Genomic DNA, 20,882 nt, shown 5'->3' with positions numbered 1-20,882 from the left:
TTTTTATCCTTGTGCCAATCGTTTCAGCACATTAATCCATTTAGGATCATCATTCAAACTCTCCACCATGGTAATTTCTTCTCCCCCTAAAGCTTTAAACTCATTAGCATATTCGACCTGAATCTCATCTAACGTTTCTATACAATCAGCCACGAAAGCCGGACTAAAGACGAGCAGTTTCTTAAAACCGCGGTCTGCCATCTGGTGCAGTGTGTCGGAAGTATATGGCTGAATCCATGGCGTTTTTCCTAGTCGCGATTGAAAGCAAACCGAATATTGCTCTTTTGTAAGACCCATTTTCCCGGCTATTGCGCGTGATGTAGCATAACATTGCGACAGATAGCAATATGTTTTCTTGGTTTCTTTACAAGATTCACACCCCGCATCGGGACATTTGAGTTTACCGGTCGGATCAACCTTGCCAAGCTGCCTAACCGGTAGTCCATGATAACTGAACAGCACATGGTCATATTCTTCTATAGGATATTGACGTCCATGATCGGCAAATGTCTCGCACATTTCCTCATCGTCACAATAATTATTAACGAAAGTAACCTGTGGAAAGTATTGCCAGCTTCGCATAATTTCCATTACTTTATCGATAACCGATCCGGTTGTCGCGGAAGCATATTGCGGGAAAAGAGGAACCACACGAATAGATTCCAACATCATAGCCTCCATTTTCTGAAGGGCTGAAGCAATAGAAGGGTTTTGGTAACGCATTGCTAATTCCACATGGTATTCTTCTCCCAGTTCCTGCTGCAGCAAATCCCGTTGTAACTTACTGTAATACAACAGAGGAGATCCTGTTTCGTTGTCCCATATCGTGCGATAGGTCGCTGCAGACAGCGGCGAACGCTTCGGAACAATTACTCCTTTTACCAATAGGGTACGCCCCAGATATGGAATATCCATTACCCGAGGATCCATCAAAAACTCTGTTAAATACCTGCGTACATCAGCTGTTGTAGGGTTGTCCGGTGTGCCTAGTTGCACCAAAAGAATTCCTTTTGTAGCGTTTTTACTCATTTGCTACAAAAATAACCATAAATTACAGGGAAGTATCGAGAGCACGGATAATATGAGAATCACATGACTGAGCCTAAAATCGCTCTAACATTTGCTTTACATTTTTCATAAGCCACATCGGAGTTGACGTTGCACCACATATGCCTACTGTATTATGAGGGTCGAAAAGCGCTTCATCTAATTCCGCCGGATCAGAGATAAAATAACTCTGTGGATTTGCTTGCTTACACACATCGTAAAGCACTTTTCCATTGGAAGACTTTTTACCGGATACAAATACAATCTTGTCATATTGACGAGCAAAATCACCTAAATCTTCATAGCGATTAGAGACCTGCCGACATATGGTATCGTTGGCTTTTACTTCGTAGCCTCGGTTTTGTAATTCCGCTTTAATAGCATAAAATTTATCGACGCTTTTTGTGGTCTGGCTATACAAGGTAAAAGACGAAGGAAGTTCGACGTGATCCAATTCTTCTAAGTCCTGAAACACAATGGCTTCATTGTTTGTTTGCCCTTGTAAACCGATTACTTCTGCGTGACCGTGTTTGCCAAAAATTAAGATCTTTTCCTGTCCGTCATAGGAGGTCTTGATTCTGTTTTGTAGCTTAAGTACCACCGGACAAGAGGCATCAATAAGCGTGATATTGTTCTCTAAAGCTGTACGATAAGTTTCAGGGGCTTCTCCATGTGCCCGAATCAATACTTTTTCGTTCTCTAAATTCGCTAAATCTGCATGCCCTATAATACGTAGTCCTTTTGCTTTTAAACGAGCCACTTCTTCATCATTATGAACAATATCGCCCAGACAATATAAATATCCATCCTCTTCCAAGATTTCTTCTGCCATATCAATAGCATAAACAACACCAAAACAGAAGCCGGAGTCTTTATCAATCGTTACTTGCAGATCTTTAGCCATAGGTTACAAAAGTAAAGATTATTTTCTAAAAAAATTTACCTAACCTCTTCCACCAAGATTTCTTGATCCCCACGTACCACCGATTATTTTCTTCTTTTAACGGAAATACGTCGATATAATTCCCTTGCCCTTCATCACCTTTTCCGGTTTGCAAATCAAATCGATGTCGATGATAGGAACAAACTAATTTTTCTCCTTCACACCAACCTAGACTGAGATCAGCTCCCGCGTGTGGACAGCGACTGGAGGTAGCGTAAAGCTTTCCATTCCATAAAACAACGCAAAGCTTTTTACCACCGACTTCAACTTTTTCTATTTTTCCTTCTTCGCGAGGCTTCTTGACAACAAACCATTCTATGTTATCCTTATCCATATCTAAAGATAACAAAAAAAAGAGACGCCGATGGCGTCTCTATAAAATATAACAAATCGTTCGATTCTTATCTACTGGAATTTCTTCGCGTTTATCTTTCTTTCGTTTTCCGTCAAGTAAATTTTACGCAAACGGATGGACTGTGGTGTCACCTCGATATATTCATCTGCCTGGATATATTCCATACATTCTTCCAACGAAAACTTGATAGCGGGTGCAATACGTACGTTATCATCCGAACCGGAAGCACGCATATTTGTCAATTGCTTGCCTTTGGTGACATTGATTGTTAAGTCATTATCCCGAATATGCTCTCCTAGGATTTGACCTTCATAGATATCTACTCCCGGATCAACGAAGAAACGTCCACGGTCTTGCAGCTTGTCAATGGAATAAGCCGTGGTTGTGCCGGTATCCAAAGAAATTAATACACCCGCCAAACGACCTGGAATAGTTCCTTTCCAAGGCTCATATCCTTTTAGACGATGTGCCATGACTGCTTCACCGGCAGTAGCCGTCAAAACATTATTCCGCAATCCGATGATACCTCTGGATGGAATAGAGAATTCCAAGTGTTGCATTTCTCCTTTTGTTTCCATCACCAATAGCTCTCCCTTACGCTGCGTAACCAATTCGATTACTTTCCCTGACACATCTGCAGGAACATCGACAACCATCTCTTCGATCGGCTCACATTTCACGCCGTCAATTTCTTTTACGATTACTTGCGGTTGGCCCACTTGTAATTCGTATCCTTCGCGACGCATTGTTTCGATCAATACCGACAAATGCAGAATTCCACGACCATACACTAACCAAGCATCCGGAGATTCCGTAGGAACAACACGCAGTGCAAGGTTTTTCTCCAATTCTTTCTGCAAACGGTCGTAGATATGACGAGAGGTCACAAACTTACCTTCTTTACCGAAGAATGGAGAGTTATTGATCGTGAACAACATGTTCATCGTTGGCTCATCGATGTGGATAACCTCCAATTGCTCTGGGTTTTCAAAATCGGCGATGGTATCTCCAATATCAAAACCTTCTATACCTACTACTGCACAGATATCGCCAGCTTTTACTTCCGATACTTTAGCGCGTCCTAAACCTTCAAAAATCTGCAATTCTTTTACGCGGGATTTCACAACTTTTCCGTCACGCTTCACCAAGGAAACGGGTTGATTTTCTTTGATTGTACCCCGTGCTACACGACCGATAGCGATACGGCCGACAAACGTAGAGTAGTCTAACGACGTGACCTGCATTTGCAACGTGCCTTCAGAAACTTTTGGTGCCGGTATATGTGTAATAATAGCTTCGAGCAAATCTGTAAAATCTGTCGTGGGTTGCTGCCAGTCCGTAGACATCCAACCTTGTTTAGACGAGCCGTATAATACTGGAAAATCCAGTTGCTCTTCCGTCGCACCTAAATTGAAGAATAAATCGAATACTTGTTCGTAGACCTCATCTGGGCGACAGTTTTCTTTATCTACCTTGTTCACGACTACGATCGGTTTGATACCTAGTCCTAGTGCTTTCCCTGTAACAAAACGAGTTTGTGGCATGGGGCCTTCAAACGCATCGACTAACAGTACTACCCCATCGGCCATTTTCAATACACGCTCTACTTCTCCACCGAAATCGGCGTGACCTGGCGTATCGATAATGTTGATTTTAGTATCTTTATATTTTACGGATACGTTTTTGGACACAATTGTGATACCGCGTTCACGTTCCAAGTCATTGTTATCCAAAATCAATTCTCCCGTATTTTCGTTATCTCTGAATTGATTTGTATAATGTAGGATTTTGTCAACGAGGGTTGTTTTACCGTGGTCAACGTGTGCGATGATCGCAATATTTCTGATGTTTTGCATTGAGCGATAATGTATTATAAAAATTTCGAGGTGCAAAGTTAATCATTTTGCACCTCAAATTTTATTTTTTTATATTATTATTTTATTACGTCGAGTTCTTTACCAACTTTGGTAAAAGCAGCAATCGCTTTGTCCAGATGTTCTCTTTCGTGCGCGGCGGATAACTGCACGCGGATCCTAGCTTTCCCCTGAGGCACAACCGGATAATAAAACCCAATCACATAAATTCCTTCGCTTAACATCTTAGCAGCAAACTCCTGTGCCAATTTAGCGTCATATAACATCACTGGAACAATCGGATGAAAACCGGGCTTGATGTCAAAACCAGCTTCCGTCATCTTTTCACGGAAATATTTCGTGTTATTTTCAAGTTTGTCGCGGAGTTCTGTTGTTTCGCTTAACATATCTAATACTGCGACAGACGCACCTGCAATTGCGGGAGCTAGGGTATTCGAAAACAAATATGGGCGTGAGCGTTGGCGTAACATATCAATGATTTCTTTACGTCCTGAAGTGAAACCACCGGAAGCACCACCCAGTGCCTTGCCTAGAGTTCCCGTGATAATGTCCACACGGTCTATCACATCAAAGAGCTCATGTGTTCCCCGACCGGTTTTTCCTATAAAACCGGAACAATGTGATTCATCAATCATCACCAAGGCTTCATATTGGTCTGCCAAGTCACAGATTTTATCCAAAGGCGCAACCGAACCGTCCATGGAGAATGCGCCATCCGTTACAATAATTTTATGGCGCGCTCCCGAAGCCGCTTTCAATTGGACTTCCAGATCTCCCATGTCACAGTTTTTGTACCGGAAGCGCTGTGCCTTACACAAACGCACACCATCTATAATAGAGGCATGATTCAGTTCATCGGATATGATGGCATCTTCCGCTCCTAACAGCGGCTCGAAAACACCACCGTTTGCATCGAACGCAGCTGCATACAAAATAGTATCTTCTGTACCTAAAAATCCGGATATCTTACGCTCTAATTCTTTATGAATATCTTGTGTTCCACAGATGAAACGGACCGATGACATCCCATAACCATATCGGTCTATCGCTTTCTTTGCCGCTTCTATTACCTCCGGATGGGATGACAGCCCCAAATAATTGTTCGCGCAGAAATTGATAACCTCCTGCCCTGTACTGACTTTAATATCTGCTCCTTGCGGCGTGACGATAACACGCTCTTCCTTATATAAACCTGCTTCTTTAATCGCTGCAAGCTCTTTTTCCAATGCGGGTTTTAATATTTTGTACATGTTAAAAGTTATGTGCTATATTTCCTTCGTCTATTTCATTTTTACTCATACCGCAAGGCGTCGACCGGATCTAATTTCGAAGCTTTTGAAGCCGGATAGTAGCCTGATAGCATCCCCACACCAACACAAACCGACATCCCTAAAACCATCCATTTCCACGGTATAATAAAGTCTGCACCCAACGCCAACGCCAATAAATTCCCTATAGCAATCCCAACGATAACCCCGACAATCCCCCCCAATACACAAATTACAATAGCTTCCATCAAGAACTGCTTTCTAATGACCGCCGGCGTAGCACCAATGGCTTTCCGAACACCGATTTCACGCGTTCGTTCGGTTACAGAAACCAACATGATATTCATTAACCCGATGGAGGCCCCAACCAGTGTGATAAAAGCAATAACAACAGCACCCAAAGTCACGTAAGCAAGGTTCTGCATAAGCATTTGTGCTACCGCATCGGATTTAACAATTTCAAAATCGTTCGTTTGTTTAGCCGTCAAGCCCCTAATTTTACGAAACGTTGCAATAGCCTCTCCCTCGGCTCCTTCCATTTTATACGGATCCGTAGTCATGACAGTAATGACATAGGAAGGGTTTCCTTGTGTCATCATAGCCCTTCCTCGCGACAAGGGGATAAAACAAGTTTTATCCGACCCGAATCCGGCGCTGGAACCTTTGCTTTCCAATACACCAATAACTGTAAACCGCTCCCCTCCTATGGTAATATATTCACCTATCGGATTCTTCCTGTTTTTAAATAATTTACCCTTAACCTCCTCACCGATAATCACAACGCTATTGGCATTTTCCACATCTTGCATCGTAAAATCACGCCCATCTGAAAGCTTATACCCCGATGTCTGTAAATAATTATCGTCCACCCCAATAACACCAATATTGGGATTCGTCTTTTCCGCCATATATTTGGCTGTCGCTCCCCATGTCACATTTGCACTGAGTGAAATAATAGCATTATAGTCAAATCGTTCTTTAAAAAGAATCGCATCCCGGTACGTGATGGACGGAAAAACCTTTGCCTGACTCCCCGAGTCTCCGATACGAACATTTACGCCGCGATTACGGATATTGAACGAATTTGACCCCATAGATGAAAAGGAATTGGTTAGTGAACTTTGCATGGCGTCGATGGAAGTCAATACACCGATAAGAGCCATGATACCTATTGCAATGATCAGCGCCGTAAGAAAAGTACGCAATTTATTGCTTACAATGGATTGTAAGGCAAGTTTAACATTCTCGCGGTAAGACATATTAACGGACATGGCGCGTTTGTTTCATCCAAACTTACATAAAATGCGCAGCATTCACGAACTCCGGAGAGAAAAATCATAAGGAGTAATCGATCAGTTTGCTAGCTGCCAAGTCTGGGTTCGGCCAATTAAAGAAAAACCCACATATCCCCGCACAAGAAGTTTATTTCCTTCTCTGGTAATGGTACACTTATACGTCTTCCCGTTTTTTGGGTCCGTGATTGTACCACCAGAAAATTCGTTTCCTTTTTTTGTTATGCCACGAATAATCTCCAGCCCTAACAAGGGTTGATTTTTACGATCATCTTTACACTGGACACATTTGTCATTCTCTGGTTTGATGAGGAGTTTACTAATTTTCCCATAATACTTACCATCTGCTTTTTGGAAAACTTCCACAATGGATTTTGCCTCTCCCGTTTCATCATCCACAGTTTTCCATTTCCCGACTATATTTTGGTTATTTTGCGCTATCGCCTGAAGTCCAATCAGCATACTTAGCCACACAAACAGCATCTTCATCATATCTTTTCTAGTTTATAACTATTAACTATATTAATGCTATCAAAAAGCATGCAGAAAATCCAATATAGTACGCTCGACTATCAAAACAATTACACAATATTTCTTTCTCGCTGCAATAAAGCAGAAAGATTATACTGCAAATTGACAACTTCTCCGATAACAATAATAGCAGGATGAGACATCCCTGCTTGCTGACTCGCCTTCACCAGGTCTTTAACCTTACATATCACTTTCTTTTCATCTGCCCTGGAAGCCCGCTGTATGATCGCTGCCGGGCGATCTCCCTCACCATTCATCAGATAGATCCGTGCGATTTCTGCCAATTTACGCATACCCATATATATAACAACTGTAGAATTACAGCGAACCGCTAACGAAAGATCAGTCGCGATATCACCATTTCTTTTCATACCTGTCAAGACCCACACTCCTTCACTAACACCACGATGTGTCAGCGGTATATCACTCAATCCTACACCTTGCATGCTGCTGATCCCTGGAATATATTCTACCTCGATCTCCAACTCCTTTGCAACAAACCACTCTTCGAATCCTCTACCAAATATATACGGATCGCCTCCTTTCAACCTTACCACATTGGAAAAACGCCCACAATAATAAGCTATTAATGTATTTATATCTTCCTGTGGCATGTATTTTCCGTACGGATGCTTTCCTACGTATATTTTTAAACATTTTTCCGACGCAATATGAAGTATTTCTTCATTAATTAGGTTATCATACAGTATTACCTCGGCATTTTTTATGCTTTTATACGCTTTTATCGTCAATAATTCTGGATCACCCGGACCAGAACCGACTATTTTTAGAGCTTTTAATCTACTTACCATATAAAAATCATTAAAATTCACTACAAATCATTCAAAAATAGAAAATAATATGATATATATCATGAAAATATTTCATTTATTGATATCAAAAACATAAATTAGCAAAATAAATAACGAAAAATCATTTTTTACCTCTAAATATCTGAAAAATGAATACAAAAACAGTTGTCGTAATCGGAAATGGAATGGTTAGCCATAAGTTTTGCGAAAAATTAATAACAAAAAGCAACAATTTTAAGCTAATAGTGTTCGGTGAGGAACCAATTAGGGCTTATGACCGTGTACATCTCACTGATTATTTCGGAAATAAGACATTAGATGATTTATTTTTGTCAAAAAATGAGTGGCACGAAGAAAATAACATCGATTTATATCTTCATGACCCTATTGTAGACATTGATATTGAAAAAAAACGTATCCATTCCAAAAAGAACATCCAAATTGATTATGATTACCTAATCCTAGCTACCGGATCGGCTGCTTTCGTCCCCCCAATTCCCGGCGTCGACAAAGAAGGGGTATTTTTATATCGCACTATCGAAGACCTTGACCAAATTAAAGCATATGCCTCGGCCGCAAATAAAGGCTCGGTCATTGGCGGTGGATTGTTAGGTCTGGAAGCTGCAAAAGCACTCGTAGATCTCGGCATAAAAGAAACAGCTGTTGTGGAATTTGCTCCACGACTAATGCCCAGACAAATTGACGACATGGCTAGCAGCATATTACAAAACAAACTACAGGCACTTGGATTGACCTGCTTTCTGCAAAAATCCACAACCCAAATACTAGGCAAAAATAAAATAACAGGGCTTGCATTCGCTGATGGCACTCAATTGGACAGCGATATCTTGATCATATCGGCAGGCATCAAACCTCGTGATGAGTTAGCAAAAGCTGCGGGACTAGCTATTGGACCTCGCGGAGGAATCGTAGTCGATGAGAACATGCGTACGTCCGACCCTCACACCTTCGCTATCGGTGAATGCGCCCTTTATAACGATATGATATATGGCTTGGTAGCCCCTGGATACGAAATGGCAGAGGTCGCTGCAACAACTATTTCTGGCGAACAGAAGCTTTTCGTTGGTTTCGACATGAGCACAAAGCTAAAATTAATGGGCGTCGATGTGGCTAGTTTTGGAGATCCATTTATCACGGAGCCTCATGCCCGGACCATTCTTCTGGAAGACAAGAATAAAGGCATTTACAAACGGCTCAATATCAGTCCGGACGGCAAAAGGCTATTAGGTGGTATTTTGGTGGGTGAAGCAGCGAGTTACAATATGTTATTACAGACTGTAAATAACAATATGCCGCTACCCGAACACCCTGAAACACTCCTTTTAGGAGAACAAAGCGAAAGTAAACCCGCCGGCGCAGGACTGGAAGCTTTGCCCGACACAGCCTTGATCTGTAGCTGCGAAGGCATTACAAAGGCTCAAATATGTGATGCGGTTACGCAGCAGGGATGTGAGAATGCCGATGATATCAAGAAATGCACGAAAGCCGGTTCTGGTTGTGGTGGCTGCGTCCCTATGGTCAAAGACCTGGTAGCATATACCATGAAGAAACAGGGTAAATATATTCGCAATACCATATGTGAACATTTCAATTTTAGCCGACAAGAGCTATTTGATCTCATCAAGATTCATGATCTAAGAACCTACGACAGTGTTCTGGACAATCTCGGAACAGGACACGGTTGTGAAGTTTGTAAACCCCTAGTTTCTTCGTTATTGGCCAGCCTTTGGAACGAAATGATACTGGGAAAGGGAAATGATGTGGCCCAAGATAGCAATGACCGCTTTTTGGCCAATATACAACGAGGTGGAACCTATTCTGTTGTACCACGCGTACCGGGAGGAGAAATCCAACCCGAAAAACTTATCGTTATCGGAGAAGTCGCTAAGAAATATGGGCTTTATACCAAAATCACGGGCGGACAACGCATCGACATGTTTGGCGCGCACCTCAATGACCTTCCTTTTATATGGGAAGAGTTAATTGCAGCTGGTTTTGAAAGTGGACATGCCTACGGAAAAGCTTTACGCACGGTAAAAAGCTGTGTAGGAAGTACGTGGTGTCGTTTTGGTCTTCACGATAGTGTATCCTTTGCTATTCAGATCGAAGAACGGTATCGTGGGATCCGATCTCCCCACAAATTGAAATCCGCCGTCAGCGGTTGTATCCGGGAATGTGCCGAAGCGCAGAGTAAGGATTTTGGAATCATTGCCACGGAAAAAGGCTGGAATTTGTATGTATGCGGAAACGGCGGCAGCAAACCTCAACATGCGCATCTCTTGGTAAGTGACATCGATAGTGAAACTTGTATACGCTATCTAGACCGGTTCCTTATGTTTTATATACACACTGCCGATCCATTAACACGTACGGCCACTTGGCTGAATAAAATGGAAGGCGGCGTCGATTACCTCCGGAATGTTGTCGTGGAAGACAGTCTTGGAATGGCGGAAACTTGGGAAAAAGAGATGCAGGCATTAGTAGACGCCTATCAATGTGAATGGAAGGTTGCGGTTAACAACCCTGATATACGCAAGCGCTTTGTTCATTTTGTGAATGCTCCTTCCGAGAAAGATGAAACAGTGAAATTCGAAGAAATGCGCGGGCAAAAGAAAGCGGCCGACTGGAATGCCCCAATAACATATTAATCAAATAAATACGAAACTTTAACACAATATCATTATGGAAATGTTAACAACCACTTCATGGAAATTAGCTTGTCGCGTAGAAGACACCATTGAGAATGGAGGTATCTGTTTAAAACTAGAGGATCAGCAGGTTGCGCTGTTCTATTTCAAACGCCGTAATGAATGGTACGCCACACAGAACGAATGCCCTCATAAAAAACAAATGATCCTTAGTCGCGGTATGATCGGATCATTAGGAGATAAACCCAAGATCGCTTGCCCTTTTCACAAGAAAACATTCGCACTGGACACCGGCGAATGCCTCTCTGGAGATGAATGCGCTATCAAGACCTATCCGGTAAAAGTGGAAGACGGGTTCGTATATATTGCATTACAGAACTAATATAAGATGGCGATCAACAAATAATCCTTTGCAAACATGAAGACAAACCGCACCTTTTGTACGATAGCATCTATCATGCTGACAGCAGCTGTACATGCGCAAGACAAAAAAATTAGCACACAAGCTTTTGACGGTATTATTGTAGCGGGTTATGCGGACAACGGCGCATACATTAATTGTACCGGACCTGCCGTGAAATATACTACACAGAAATGGAATCTCACGTTAGGATTCTTACCGTCTATCAAAATTAAAGAAGATGCCTCCGTCGTAAAGAATGCTACGTTTACCCCCACTTTAGGCTTTGGTGCTACATTAACGATTTTTAAGCATCTGGCGCTACAGCTACCAGCATTCTATATACCCAAGACAAATGCCGACAATGGCAAATGGACTTTAGGAGCTGGCTTGGGCTATAAACTATAACAAGAAAAGAGAAATGGATAACAGATTTTTCAGTGATCATCTTCAGCTGTCATTTATCGGCAAAAAAGGTATTGACAAATTAAAATCTACCCGCGTTCTGGTGGTTGGTGCCGGAGGCCTGGGCTGCCCTGTGATTTCCGCACTAGCCGCTAGCGGTATCGGATATATCGGAATACTAGACGGCGATAAAGTTGAGCTCAAAAATCTGGCGCGCCAATATCTCTATACGCCAGCACAAGTCGGAACATTGAAAACTGCGGCTGCTATCACCCAATTAAAGATACGTTATCAAGATACCCTCTTCATCGCATATCCGTTTTTTGCAAACGAAACCAATATCCATTCGATATTTTCTGAATATGACATCGTCATCGATGCAACGGACAACTTTCCTTCCCGCTTATTAATCGGCCATACGGGTATTCAGCTCGGTACACCAGTCATCTACGGATCTATTTTTCGTTCTGAAGTGCAGATCACCATTTTTAACTATGAAGCGCAACGCCTGGCCATAGACGATTTATTCACCCTGCCGCCAGCTGCGGAAGGCATGCGTTGTGAAGTATCCGGCACGTACGTCATCGGCAGTATGATAGCGGGTATGTTGATGGCAAACGAGGCCATCAAAGTAGTATTGGATTTGCCAGACAAACTGACGGGTAAATTGCTTTTATTCGATGTGCTTTCTCTTCAGAAACGCGTCATTAATTTTTCCAGTTTGCAATCCGATCCAACAGAGACCACCCTAGAAATGAAAGAATGAGAGATATAACCCATAAAATCAGCACATTACGCACAGCTCTAGCTCATGCAGTGATCTATATTACCGAGTTAACAGCTGTCAAAATCCAACGGGATGAACTTCCCAAAGGAAACCTGTTTGATGTTGCTCGCGCAGCAGCATTCTTGGGGGCAAAGGCCACCCCACAACTATTGCCTCACTGTCACCCAGTTAATATTGACGCGATGCAGGTCGATTTCGAATATATCTATCCCAGCTCCCATCCAGATTTTTTTACCGAACCGCAGCTGAGTGCCGGGATATTGATTACGGTATCTGCCAAGTCGATAGGTCGTACCGGTATAGAGATGGAGACGCTTACTGCTGCATCCATAGCAGCCCTCGAGCTTTACGATATGTTGAAGCCTGTCGACAATCAATTGGAGATTGGCCATATTCGCCTAGCAAATAAAACAGGCGGTAAATCTGACCATAATCGCTTTTTAGCACCCCTTGCCACCTGCGCTATTTTGGTCTGTTCAGATGCCACCGCCAACGGACAGCGGCAGGATAACAGTGGTCGGAAAATCGAAGAAATGTTGCTGACCACCGGCGCACAAGTATTGGATTACCAAATCGTTGCGGATGAGAAACCACGTATCCAACAAGCCATCAAAACTTGGGTTGACCGAGACATACAGTTTGTTTTTACGACCGGTGGAACCGGATTGGGCCCACGAGATGTAACCGTGGAAGCTGTTTCCGAATTGGTAGACAAAAGGGCAGATGGCATTGTCGAAGCTATGCGCGGACACGGACAGCAACGCACACCATTGGCTATGATGAGTCGGTCTGTTGCAGGTACAATCGGCAATTCACTTATCGTTACGTTACCCGGAAGCACCAACGGTGTGAAGGAATGTTTAGAAGCTATTTTGCCTGCCTTGTTTCATGCCCGAAAAATGATAATGGGAGGAGGACATTAATATGTTGACCTATCTGGAAGCCCGGGATAAGATTCGAAGCATGGTAAAGCAGCTTCCCACAGAGCGCATTCCTCTCGCCCAAGCATTAAATCGCATACTGGCCTATCCCATTTTCGCGGATAGAGATTATCCTCCATTCCATCGTGCAGCGATGGATGGCATAGCCATATGCATCGACGACTGGAATAACGGCATCCGGGAATTCCGTATTCGGACAACAATTTTTGCCGGCATGGAAACTCCTGCAACTATTGCAACCGGCGAATGCTATAAGATTATGACCGGTGCAGCCTGCCCTATTCCTGCGGACACCATTATCAGGAAAGAGGATCTTACCTTTACACCAAATGGTACGGCTCTTATTCGCTGTGAATCTATCTCGCGTGGGCAACACCTCGCACAACGAGGCGAAGATCTAAAGAAAAACGAACTGGCCGTTACCGCGCCCCGCGTTTGTGATATCTCGCTAATCGGAACATTAGCAGCTTTGGGCGTCCACCAAGCACCCGTTTATAAAATGCCCACAGTAGGGATTGTCACCACAGGCAATGAAGTGGTAGATATCGATCAGCAACCAGAACACTTTCAAATCCGCAACAGTAATCAATATCTATTGCGTGCGCTTTGCGAACAATGGCAATTGCCCATTCGGTCTTGTCAGCATGTGTCTGATGAACCCAAAGCGTTATCAGCGGCCCTGAAACAAGCCACACAGCAGCAACTCATCCTGATCAACGGAGGTGTTTCTGCTGGCGATGCCGATCATGTGCCCCAGATTTTACGAGAACTGGGCGTAGAGATACTATTTCATAAAGTCTCCATTAAACCCGGCAAACCCCTTTTGGTCGGATTCTTACCAGAAGGCAAGATCATATTTGCGTTGCCCGGAAACCCCTTATCATGTTTCATGAACTTCAAACTATTTGTAGAGGAGTATCTCCACGGATGTCTGGGGTTTACGAACGAACGCTTCCAAACGTCGACATTAACGATTCCCAGATTTAAGAAATCTTCGCTCGATGAGTTTTTTCCTGTTTTTCGGCATGCTGGGGAATATGGATACACCTGGAAGCCTCACCATGGCTCCGGAGATATAACAGCTACTGTCGGATGCGATGGTATCGGCTGGCATGTCCATAACAAACACGTAATTGCAGAAAACGACAGCATACCGGTACTCTCTTTACATCCTTTTTTTAATATCATTTAAACCATACTAACGATGCAACAGAATCAATCCCCCCTTTCAAAGCTCAACATCTTTTCATTCAAAGGCGTTCAAATGCGTACATTCCATATCACCTGGATAACGTTCTTTTTCTGTTTCTTCGGATGGTTTGGTGTCGCGCCTCTGATGCCCATGATTCGCGATCAGCTGAATTTGACCAAGAGTGAGGTCGGTAATATCATTATAGCGTCCGTCTCCGCCACCATTATTGCCCGCTTATTGATCGGGAAGTTGTGCGACACACTGGGTCCACGCCTCACTTATACCATTTTATTAGTTGTGGGTGCTATCCCGATCATGCTTATTGGCCTAAGCAACAGTTATGCCTCTTTTTTGCTATTCAGATTCTGTATAGGAATTGTTGGAGCTTCTTTTGTCATCACCCAATTTCATACATCTATGATGTTTGCGCCCAATATTGTCGGTACCGCCAATGCCGTAACTGGTGGATGGGGAAATCTCGGTGGTGGCGTTACCAATTTGGTTATGCCATTAATTGCTGCGGGTTTTGCCGCGATGGGTTTTGTTAGCGAAGCGGATTCCTGGAGACTCGCCATGATTGTTCCTGGCGTCATCCTTCTGATCATGGCTTTTATTTACTACCGATACACGACAGATGCACCTGCAGGGAATTTTAGCGATTTACAGAAAAAGGATGTGTCTGCTTATCAGAAAAAAAGCAAGGGATCACTTGTGGAAGCATTGCAAGACTATCGTGTATGGGTATTGACACTCGCTTACGCCGCCTGCTTCGGCATTGAGATTACCGTAGATAATGTGGCGGCCATATTTTTTATAGACCGTTTTGGCACGAGTATCATTGTAGCAGGTGCAATGGCCGGTATATTCGGCGGCATGAATATTTTTGCCCGTGCACTGGGAGGTATCGTAAGTGACAAAGTCGGCAAGCGATTCGGGCTAAAAGGAAAAGGGACATTGTTAGGGCTGCTTTTGGTTTTGGAAGGTCTGGGTATCGCGTTGTTTGCTGCTTCAGGAACATTGGTTTTTGCCGTTGTTTCCATGCTAATATTCGCCTTGTTTCTGAAGATGGCCAATGGCTGTACATATGGGATCGTACCTTTTATCAACAAAGATAATATTGGTGTCGTCAGCGGTATCGTAGGTGCCGGCGGAAACATTGGCGCCATGTTGGTTGGTTTTCTGTTCAAGTCCGAAAACCTGACCTATGCGGATGCCTTTCAATATATCGGCGCAGGGGTCGTACTCATCGGTTTGTTAGTTGCACTGACTAGATTCCAGCCAAAGCCAGCAATCAAGAATAGTATAGAGACAGGAAAGCTCGACTTTCAACAATAAAATAGGAATTGATTTGCCTTTTGTCAGACATGAAAGAAACAGAAGTAACAAGTACCTGTTGTTATTGCGGTGTCGGATGCGGTGTGAAAATTCAGCTAGATAAGCACAATGCGGTAACGGTAATAGGCGACGGAGAACATCCGGTTAATCGGGGGAAATTATGCAGCAAGGGCATGAATCTGCAGTACACGGTCAACGATAAGTCCGACCGTCTACTTTATCCGCAAATGCGATATCACCGCAATATGCCGATGCAACGGGTCAGCTGGGAAGATGCACTCACCCGTACAGCAGCTGTATTCCGTACGATGATGGATAAATACGGTCCGGATGCGGTCGCCTTTTACGCATCCGGTCAATGCCTCACGGAAGAATATTACGTCATCAATAAACTGATAAAAGGCTTTATAGGCAGCAACAATATAGACACCAATTCACGCCTATGCATGAGTAGTGCCGTTGCTGCCTATAAAATGGCTCTTGGGGAGGACTCCGTGCCTATTTGCTACGATGATATCGAGCTCTCCGATTGCTTTTTAGTAGAAGGAGCCAACCCCGCTTGGTGCCATCCCATTCTCTGGCGTCGGGTAGAAGCACACAAAGCAAATCATCCACACACAAAAATCATTGTGGTCGATCCCCGGAAAACGGATTCGGCAGCTATTGCCGATCTACACCTACAAATCCAACCGGGTACAGATATGGTTTTGAATTATGCTATTGGCAGACTTCTGATTGAGCAGGATGCTATTGATCACCATTTTATAGCGCACCATACAGAGGGGTTTGAAGATTACGAAGCACGTGTATTTGAGCGCACCGTAACGGAAGCGGCACATATCTGCCGTATACCTGAATATGAAATCCGTCAAGCCGCAACCTATATCGGCGAATCGAAAACCCTATTGACCATGTGGACAATGGGGCTTAACCAAAGTGTGAAAGGTGTGGATAAAAATCTGTCTCTCATTAATCTAAACTTGATTACCGGAAAAATCGGTAAACCAGGCTCCGGACCTTTCTCGTTGACGGGCCAACCAAATGCTATGGGAGGCAGGGAGGTCGGCGGTCTGGCCAATTTGCTGCCCGCACATCGTGATCTGAAAAACGAGGCGCACCGGCAGGAAGTGGCTGATTTTTGGGGAGGAACTACCCTATCCGACAAACCGGGGCTTACAGCTACCGAAATGTTTGAGGCATTGGCTGACGGCAAGCTGAAAGCCGTCTGGATATTATGTACCAATCCATTGACAAGCCTACCCGATACGCGAACAGTAGAACAGGCCTTGGAAAAGGCTAAATTTGTCGTGGTGCAGGAGATCAGTAACAAGCCCCAAACCTTAGCTTATGCCGATGTCATTTTGCCCGCAGCTGCCTGGGCAGAAAAAGAAGGAACGATGACCAATTCCGAACGCCGGATCACTCATTTGCACAAAATCATCGACCCGCCGGGCGAAGCACTTCCTGACGCCGAAATTATCTGTCGTTTTGCCAAAAAAATGGGCTTTGCAGGTTTTGATTATCCAAACACCGAAGCCATATACAAAGAACATACGCGACTCACAGCCAGAACAAATCTGCATATCGAAGGTCTGGATTATGCACAGATCGACAAACATAAAACCATTCAATGGCCTTACAATAAGCGGCGAAAAATAGGAACAACGCGTTTATTTGCCGATCATGACTTCTATACGCCGTCCCGGAAAGCCATTATCCACAGTCCGGATACAGATCTGCGTAGCGAATTACCAGATGCGGCCTTTCCTTTTATTCTGACCACCGGACGCATCCGAGACCAATGGCATACGATGTCTAAGACTGGCAAAGTCAGTAAGCTGAAACAGCATATCAGCGAATCTCAGCTCGAAATCCATCGCGAGGATGCCGACCGGCTCGGCGTAACGGAGGGACAACTGGTCGAAATCACCTCACGTCGCGGTAATGTACGCGTCAAGGCCAGCCTCAGCACCAGCATAAAACCGGGATGTGTCTTTTTACCCATGCACTGGGGAAAGCTCGGTGACACGGACTTACATCGGGCAAATAACCTCACCAACCCGCTGCTCGATCCCATTTCAAAAGAACCGGATTTCAAATTCTGCGCCGTTCAGGTAGTTCCTTACGAGAAGCCGTTTGAGCGCATTGTGATTGTCGGCGCCGGTGCCGGAGCTTTCGGTTTCGTCAAAGCTTTTCGGGAAATCAATACAAGGGATGAGATAACCGTGATCAGCAATGAAAACCTGCCCTTTTACAACCGGGTCATGCTACCACATTATGTAAGCGGCGACCAACAATGGGAGGAACTCGTCAAAATGCGGGATGAGGAAGAAAAGAATGTCTACAACATTAACCATATCAGAGGCGTTACCGTGACCCGTATCGATCGCGAGCATAAATATGTCGAAGATTCAAGAGGAATAAAAACACCTTATGACACCTTGATTCTAGGCACCGGCAGTCGGTCGGCAATGCCCAAAGATATTCCATCGCTACCGGGGATATTCAGCATCAGACATCGGTCGGATGCCGATAATCTCCGTAAATTCCTCCGTAAGGACGCTTCTGTAGTCATTATCGGGGGCGGATTGTTGGGCTTGGAGATGGCGGCGAGTTTGCGGGAGATGGACGTACAGGTTACGGTTGTCCAGCGTGTTTCGCGTTTTTTGAACCGGCAATTGGATGTCCTCGGTAGTCAATTGCTCCATGAAGAGATGATTGACCAAGGCTGTGATGTCTTTTATAACGATGAGGTACAGCTCTATTACGGCAGAAACAAGGTCAATAAGGTGGAATTGAAGAGTGGCCGACAGATCAAATGCGATGCCGTTATCGTTGCTATCGGTACGACGCCTAATATTGAGCTGGCAAAAGCCGCCGGATTGTACTGCCAGCGTGGTGTAGTGGTAAACAATAGATTACAAACAAGTGATCCAGCTATCTACGCCATCGGTGAAATTGCCGAATTTGAGGGGATAATGTACGGCTTTTCGGCTGCCGCCGAACAGCAAAGCGCTGTGGTGGCCCGTTATCATAACGGCGACATCGGCAGTATATATCCAGGTTCTGTCTTTATGAACATCATCAAAATACAGGGCTTCGATCTTTGTAGTATTGGCATCGTTGATTGTCCGAACGAGGAATATGAAGAGATTGTATTTATTGACAAGGCAAAGCGCTATTATAAAAAATGTATTATTCATCAAGATCGCTTAGTAGGCGCTGTACTCATTGGTGATAAGAATGAATTTCTAGAATTCAAAGACCTGATCACCAACAAGACAGAACTCAGTGAAAAACGGTTACAATTGTTGCGTAGCGGCAGTGCAAAAGAGCCGGTTATCGGTAAGTTGATTTGCAGCTGTAGCCAGGTCGGAGAAGGGAACCTGCAAAAGCTCATCCAATCCGGATGCACGGAGCTAAAAACATTATGCGAAACCAGTGGTGCCGGAACAGGATGCGGTTCATGTCGTCCGCAAGTGATGGCAATTTTGGATAATTTTTTGGCAGAAAAAGAAGAAATGGAGGTTACGAATGGCTAAGCAGATACAACAGGAATGGAAACGCGTGAAAATCAATCTACCTGGAGGTTATGTATCGGTGGGTGATTTCAAGGCCATACTGGAAGCAGCACATGCAACAGGAGTTAAAACCGTGAAGATCGGCACACGCCAACAACTGCTTTTTTCAGCCACTCCAACACAAATGGAAGATATCGAATATCAGCTCTTTAATCAAGAACTGCTGTATGAAGTAAATGAAAATCACTATCCAAATATCGTCAGTTCTTATGTGGCCGATGGTCTTTACAATCAGCCGCATTGGTTGAGAGAGGGAATTTATAAAGATATTTTAGCGTCCTTTGAATTTACGCCCAAACTAAAGATCAACATTGTAGATGCGAATCAGTCTTTTGTATCTTATTATACCGGTAATTTGAATTTTGTATCCTCCGGAGTAGGCAATTATTGGCATGTCTATATCCGATGGCCCAAAACAAATCAAGTAAGAAGCTGGTCATCACTCATTTATTCCATGGATATTGCCGCCGTCAGCAAGGAACTGGAAAGCGCCATAATGGATAACAAAGATATAGCAGAAGACGACATTACTCCTGTATGTGCGGATCTGGAATTAAAAATAAAAGCGTCGGGTGCGTTTCATTTTCAACAAGTCCAAGAACCGCTAACGGAATCGGATTTCCGTCTTCCCTATTATGAAGGTTTTAACCAATATGACGATAAATATTGGCTAGGCATTTATCGGCCAGACGAGTGTTACACCGTTTCTTTTTTGCTGGACGTTTGCAACGTTTGCCAAACATCTCGGGTAGGTCAGATATATACGACGCCCTGGCGGTCACTCATTATTAAAGACATCCGACAGCAAGATCGTAAAGAATGGGATATCATTCTCGACAAACACCGTATTAACTTGCGCCACGCCTCCAACGAGCTAAATTGGCAAATCGAAGACTGGTGCGAACCAGCGCTAAAGTTGAAGCGTTCCATCGTCAGGTATTTTGATCGCTGGAATATTCGAACTTACCGACTTTGTTTTGGCATTAAGATTGGATCAAACAGTGGCATCTGGGGTTCGATTATCATCAAACAGATCAACGATGGGAACAGTGAACCTTACTTCGATGTTTTCCACACGCAAGATTTCAAGGCCAACTCTTATAACCTCGTTCTCTATAAACAACGCGTAACAGAGAAATCGTTACCCGCGACGCTAAAAACACTTTGTGATTGCTTTTACGATGCCACATTACAAAACAGCAATCCGGAGCCTGAACATCATCTCTCCGATTTACCGGAGTTTTCGCATAGTGCCCCGCAGCAATCATTATTCCGCTGCCCACATTGCCTCAGTATTTATGATCCCGCTTATGGGGATGTATTAGCGTCAATAGAACCAGGTATCGCCTTCGACGATCTACCTGCAGATTATACCTGTGGTCTATGCGGTTCTCCCAAAAGAGAATTTATAGCATTTGATCAAATCAACACCACATCTTTAAAACATTGA

The 20,882-nt window shown here is 43.9% G+C and carries 17 protein-coding genes; 9 read left to right on the top strand and 8 right to left on the bottom strand.

The features are described 5' to 3' along the window. Positions 1 to 3: 3 nt before the first annotated feature. The 8 genes from hemH to cobA form a co-directional block, all read right to left on the bottom strand. The gene (hemH, locus tag H8B06_RS09420; protein WP_190994035.1) at positions 4 to 1,029 is read right to left on the bottom strand and encodes a ferrochelatase; all 1,026 of its coding nucleotides are present in this window, start codon (positions 1,027 to 1,029) and stop codon (positions 4 to 6) included. 73 nt (positions 1,030 to 1,102) lie between these two features. After that, complete coding sequence (locus tag H8B06_RS09415; protein WP_190994034.1) at positions 1,103 to 1,951, bottom strand: 4-hydroxy-3-methylbut-2-enyl diphosphate reductase; 849 nt, start codon at positions 1,949 to 1,951, stop codon at positions 1,103 to 1,105. 25 nt (positions 1,952 to 1,976) lie between these two features. Beyond that, positions 1,977 to 2,324, bottom strand: coding sequence for a Rieske (2Fe-2S) protein (locus tag H8B06_RS09410; protein WP_190994033.1), 348 nt, complete (start codon positions 2,322 to 2,324; stop codon positions 1,977 to 1,979). Between the two features lie 71 nt (positions 2,325 to 2,395). Further along, the gene (gene typA, locus H8B06_RS09405) at positions 2,396 to 4,201 is read right to left on the bottom strand and encodes a translational GTPase TypA (RefSeq protein ID WP_190994032.1); all 1,806 of its coding nucleotides are present in this window, start codon (positions 4,199 to 4,201) and stop codon (positions 2,396 to 2,398) included. A gap of 77 nt (positions 4,202 to 4,278) precedes the next feature. Then, entirely contained in the window at positions 4,279 to 5,469 is a 1,191-nt protein-coding gene (gene kbl, locus H8B06_RS09400; protein WP_190994031.1) for a glycine C-acetyltransferase, read from the bottom strand. 41 nt (positions 5,470 to 5,510) lie between these two features. Beyond that, complete coding sequence (locus H8B06_RS09395) at positions 5,511 to 6,758, bottom strand: ABC transporter permease (RefSeq protein WP_190994030.1); 1,248 nt, start codon at positions 6,756 to 6,758, stop codon at positions 5,511 to 5,513. Between the two features lie 81 nt (positions 6,759 to 6,839). Then, a complete protein-coding gene (locus H8B06_RS09390) occupies positions 6,840 to 7,271 on the bottom strand; it encodes a DUF2147 domain-containing protein (RefSeq protein ID WP_190994029.1) in 432 nt (143 codons plus the stop codon). A gap of 89 nt (positions 7,272 to 7,360) precedes the next feature. Beyond that, on the bottom strand, positions 7,361 to 8,122 hold the full coding sequence (cobA, locus tag H8B06_RS09385; RefSeq protein WP_190994028.1) for a uroporphyrinogen-III C-methyltransferase: 762 nt from the start codon (positions 8,120 to 8,122) through the stop codon (positions 7,361 to 7,363). A gap of 149 nt (positions 8,123 to 8,271) precedes the next feature. Here cobA and nirB point away from each other — a divergent pair, with 149 nt between their 5' ends. From nirB to H8B06_RS09340, 9 genes are read left to right on the top strand one after another with little or no spacing between them, the layout of a single operon-like run. Next, the gene (nirB, locus tag H8B06_RS09380; protein ID WP_190994027.1) at positions 8,272 to 10,791 is read left to right on the top strand and encodes a nitrite reductase large subunit NirB; all 2,520 of its coding nucleotides are present in this window, start codon (positions 8,272 to 8,274) and stop codon (positions 10,789 to 10,791) included. A 34-nt stretch (positions 10,792 to 10,825) separates the two neighbouring features. Then, positions 10,826 to 11,173, top strand: coding sequence for a nitrite reductase small subunit NirD (gene nirD, locus H8B06_RS09375; RefSeq protein ID WP_223857586.1), 348 nt, complete (start codon positions 10,826 to 10,828; stop codon positions 11,171 to 11,173). Positions 11,174 to 11,209: 36 nt separating this feature from the next. After that, on the top strand, positions 11,210 to 11,599 hold the full coding sequence (locus H8B06_RS09370) for a hypothetical protein (RefSeq protein WP_223857585.1): 390 nt from the start codon (positions 11,210 to 11,212) through the stop codon (positions 11,597 to 11,599). Between the two features lie 13 nt (positions 11,600 to 11,612). Then, on the top strand, positions 11,613 to 12,362 hold the full coding sequence (locus H8B06_RS09365) for a HesA/MoeB/ThiF family protein (protein WP_190994026.1): 750 nt from the start codon (positions 11,613 to 11,615) through the stop codon (positions 12,360 to 12,362). After that, positions 12,359 to 13,306, top strand: coding sequence for a bifunctional molybdenum cofactor biosynthesis protein MoaC/MoaB (gene moaCB, locus H8B06_RS09360; protein WP_190994025.1), 948 nt, complete (start codon positions 12,359 to 12,361; stop codon positions 13,304 to 13,306). The genes H8B06_RS09365 and moaCB overlap by 4 nt, the downstream gene beginning before the upstream one ends. Before the next feature lies 1 nt (position 13,307). Continuing rightward, positions 13,308 to 14,516, top strand: a complete 1,209-nt coding sequence (locus H8B06_RS09355; protein ID WP_190994024.1) for a molybdopterin molybdotransferase MoeA — start codon at positions 13,308 to 13,310, stop codon at positions 14,514 to 14,516. A 12-nt stretch (positions 14,517 to 14,528) separates the two neighbouring features. Then, on the top strand, positions 14,529 to 15,851 hold the full coding sequence (locus tag H8B06_RS09350) for an MFS transporter (protein WP_190994023.1): 1,323 nt from the start codon (positions 14,529 to 14,531) through the stop codon (positions 15,849 to 15,851). 29 nt (positions 15,852 to 15,880) lie between these two features. Beyond that, positions 15,881 to 19,393 carry a nitrate reductase gene (locus H8B06_RS09345; RefSeq protein WP_190994022.1) on the top strand — a complete coding sequence of 1,171 codons (3,513 nt, stop codon included), beginning with the start codon at positions 15,881 to 15,883 and terminating at the stop codon, positions 19,391 to 19,393. Further along, complete coding sequence (locus tag H8B06_RS09340) at positions 19,386 to 20,882, top strand: rubredoxin (RefSeq protein WP_190994021.1); 1,497 nt, start codon at positions 19,386 to 19,388, stop codon at positions 20,880 to 20,882. The genes H8B06_RS09345 and H8B06_RS09340 overlap by 8 nt, the downstream gene beginning before the upstream one ends.

The sequence above is a fragment of the Sphingobacterium micropteri genome (assembly GCF_014692515.1).
In the GTDB taxonomy this organism is placed as follows: Bacteria; Bacteroidota; Bacteroidia; order Sphingobacteriales; family Sphingobacteriaceae; genus Sphingobacterium; species Sphingobacterium micropteri.
Note: the sequence above shows the minus strand (reverse complement) of the source record. Positions and strands in the feature narration are given on the sequence as shown.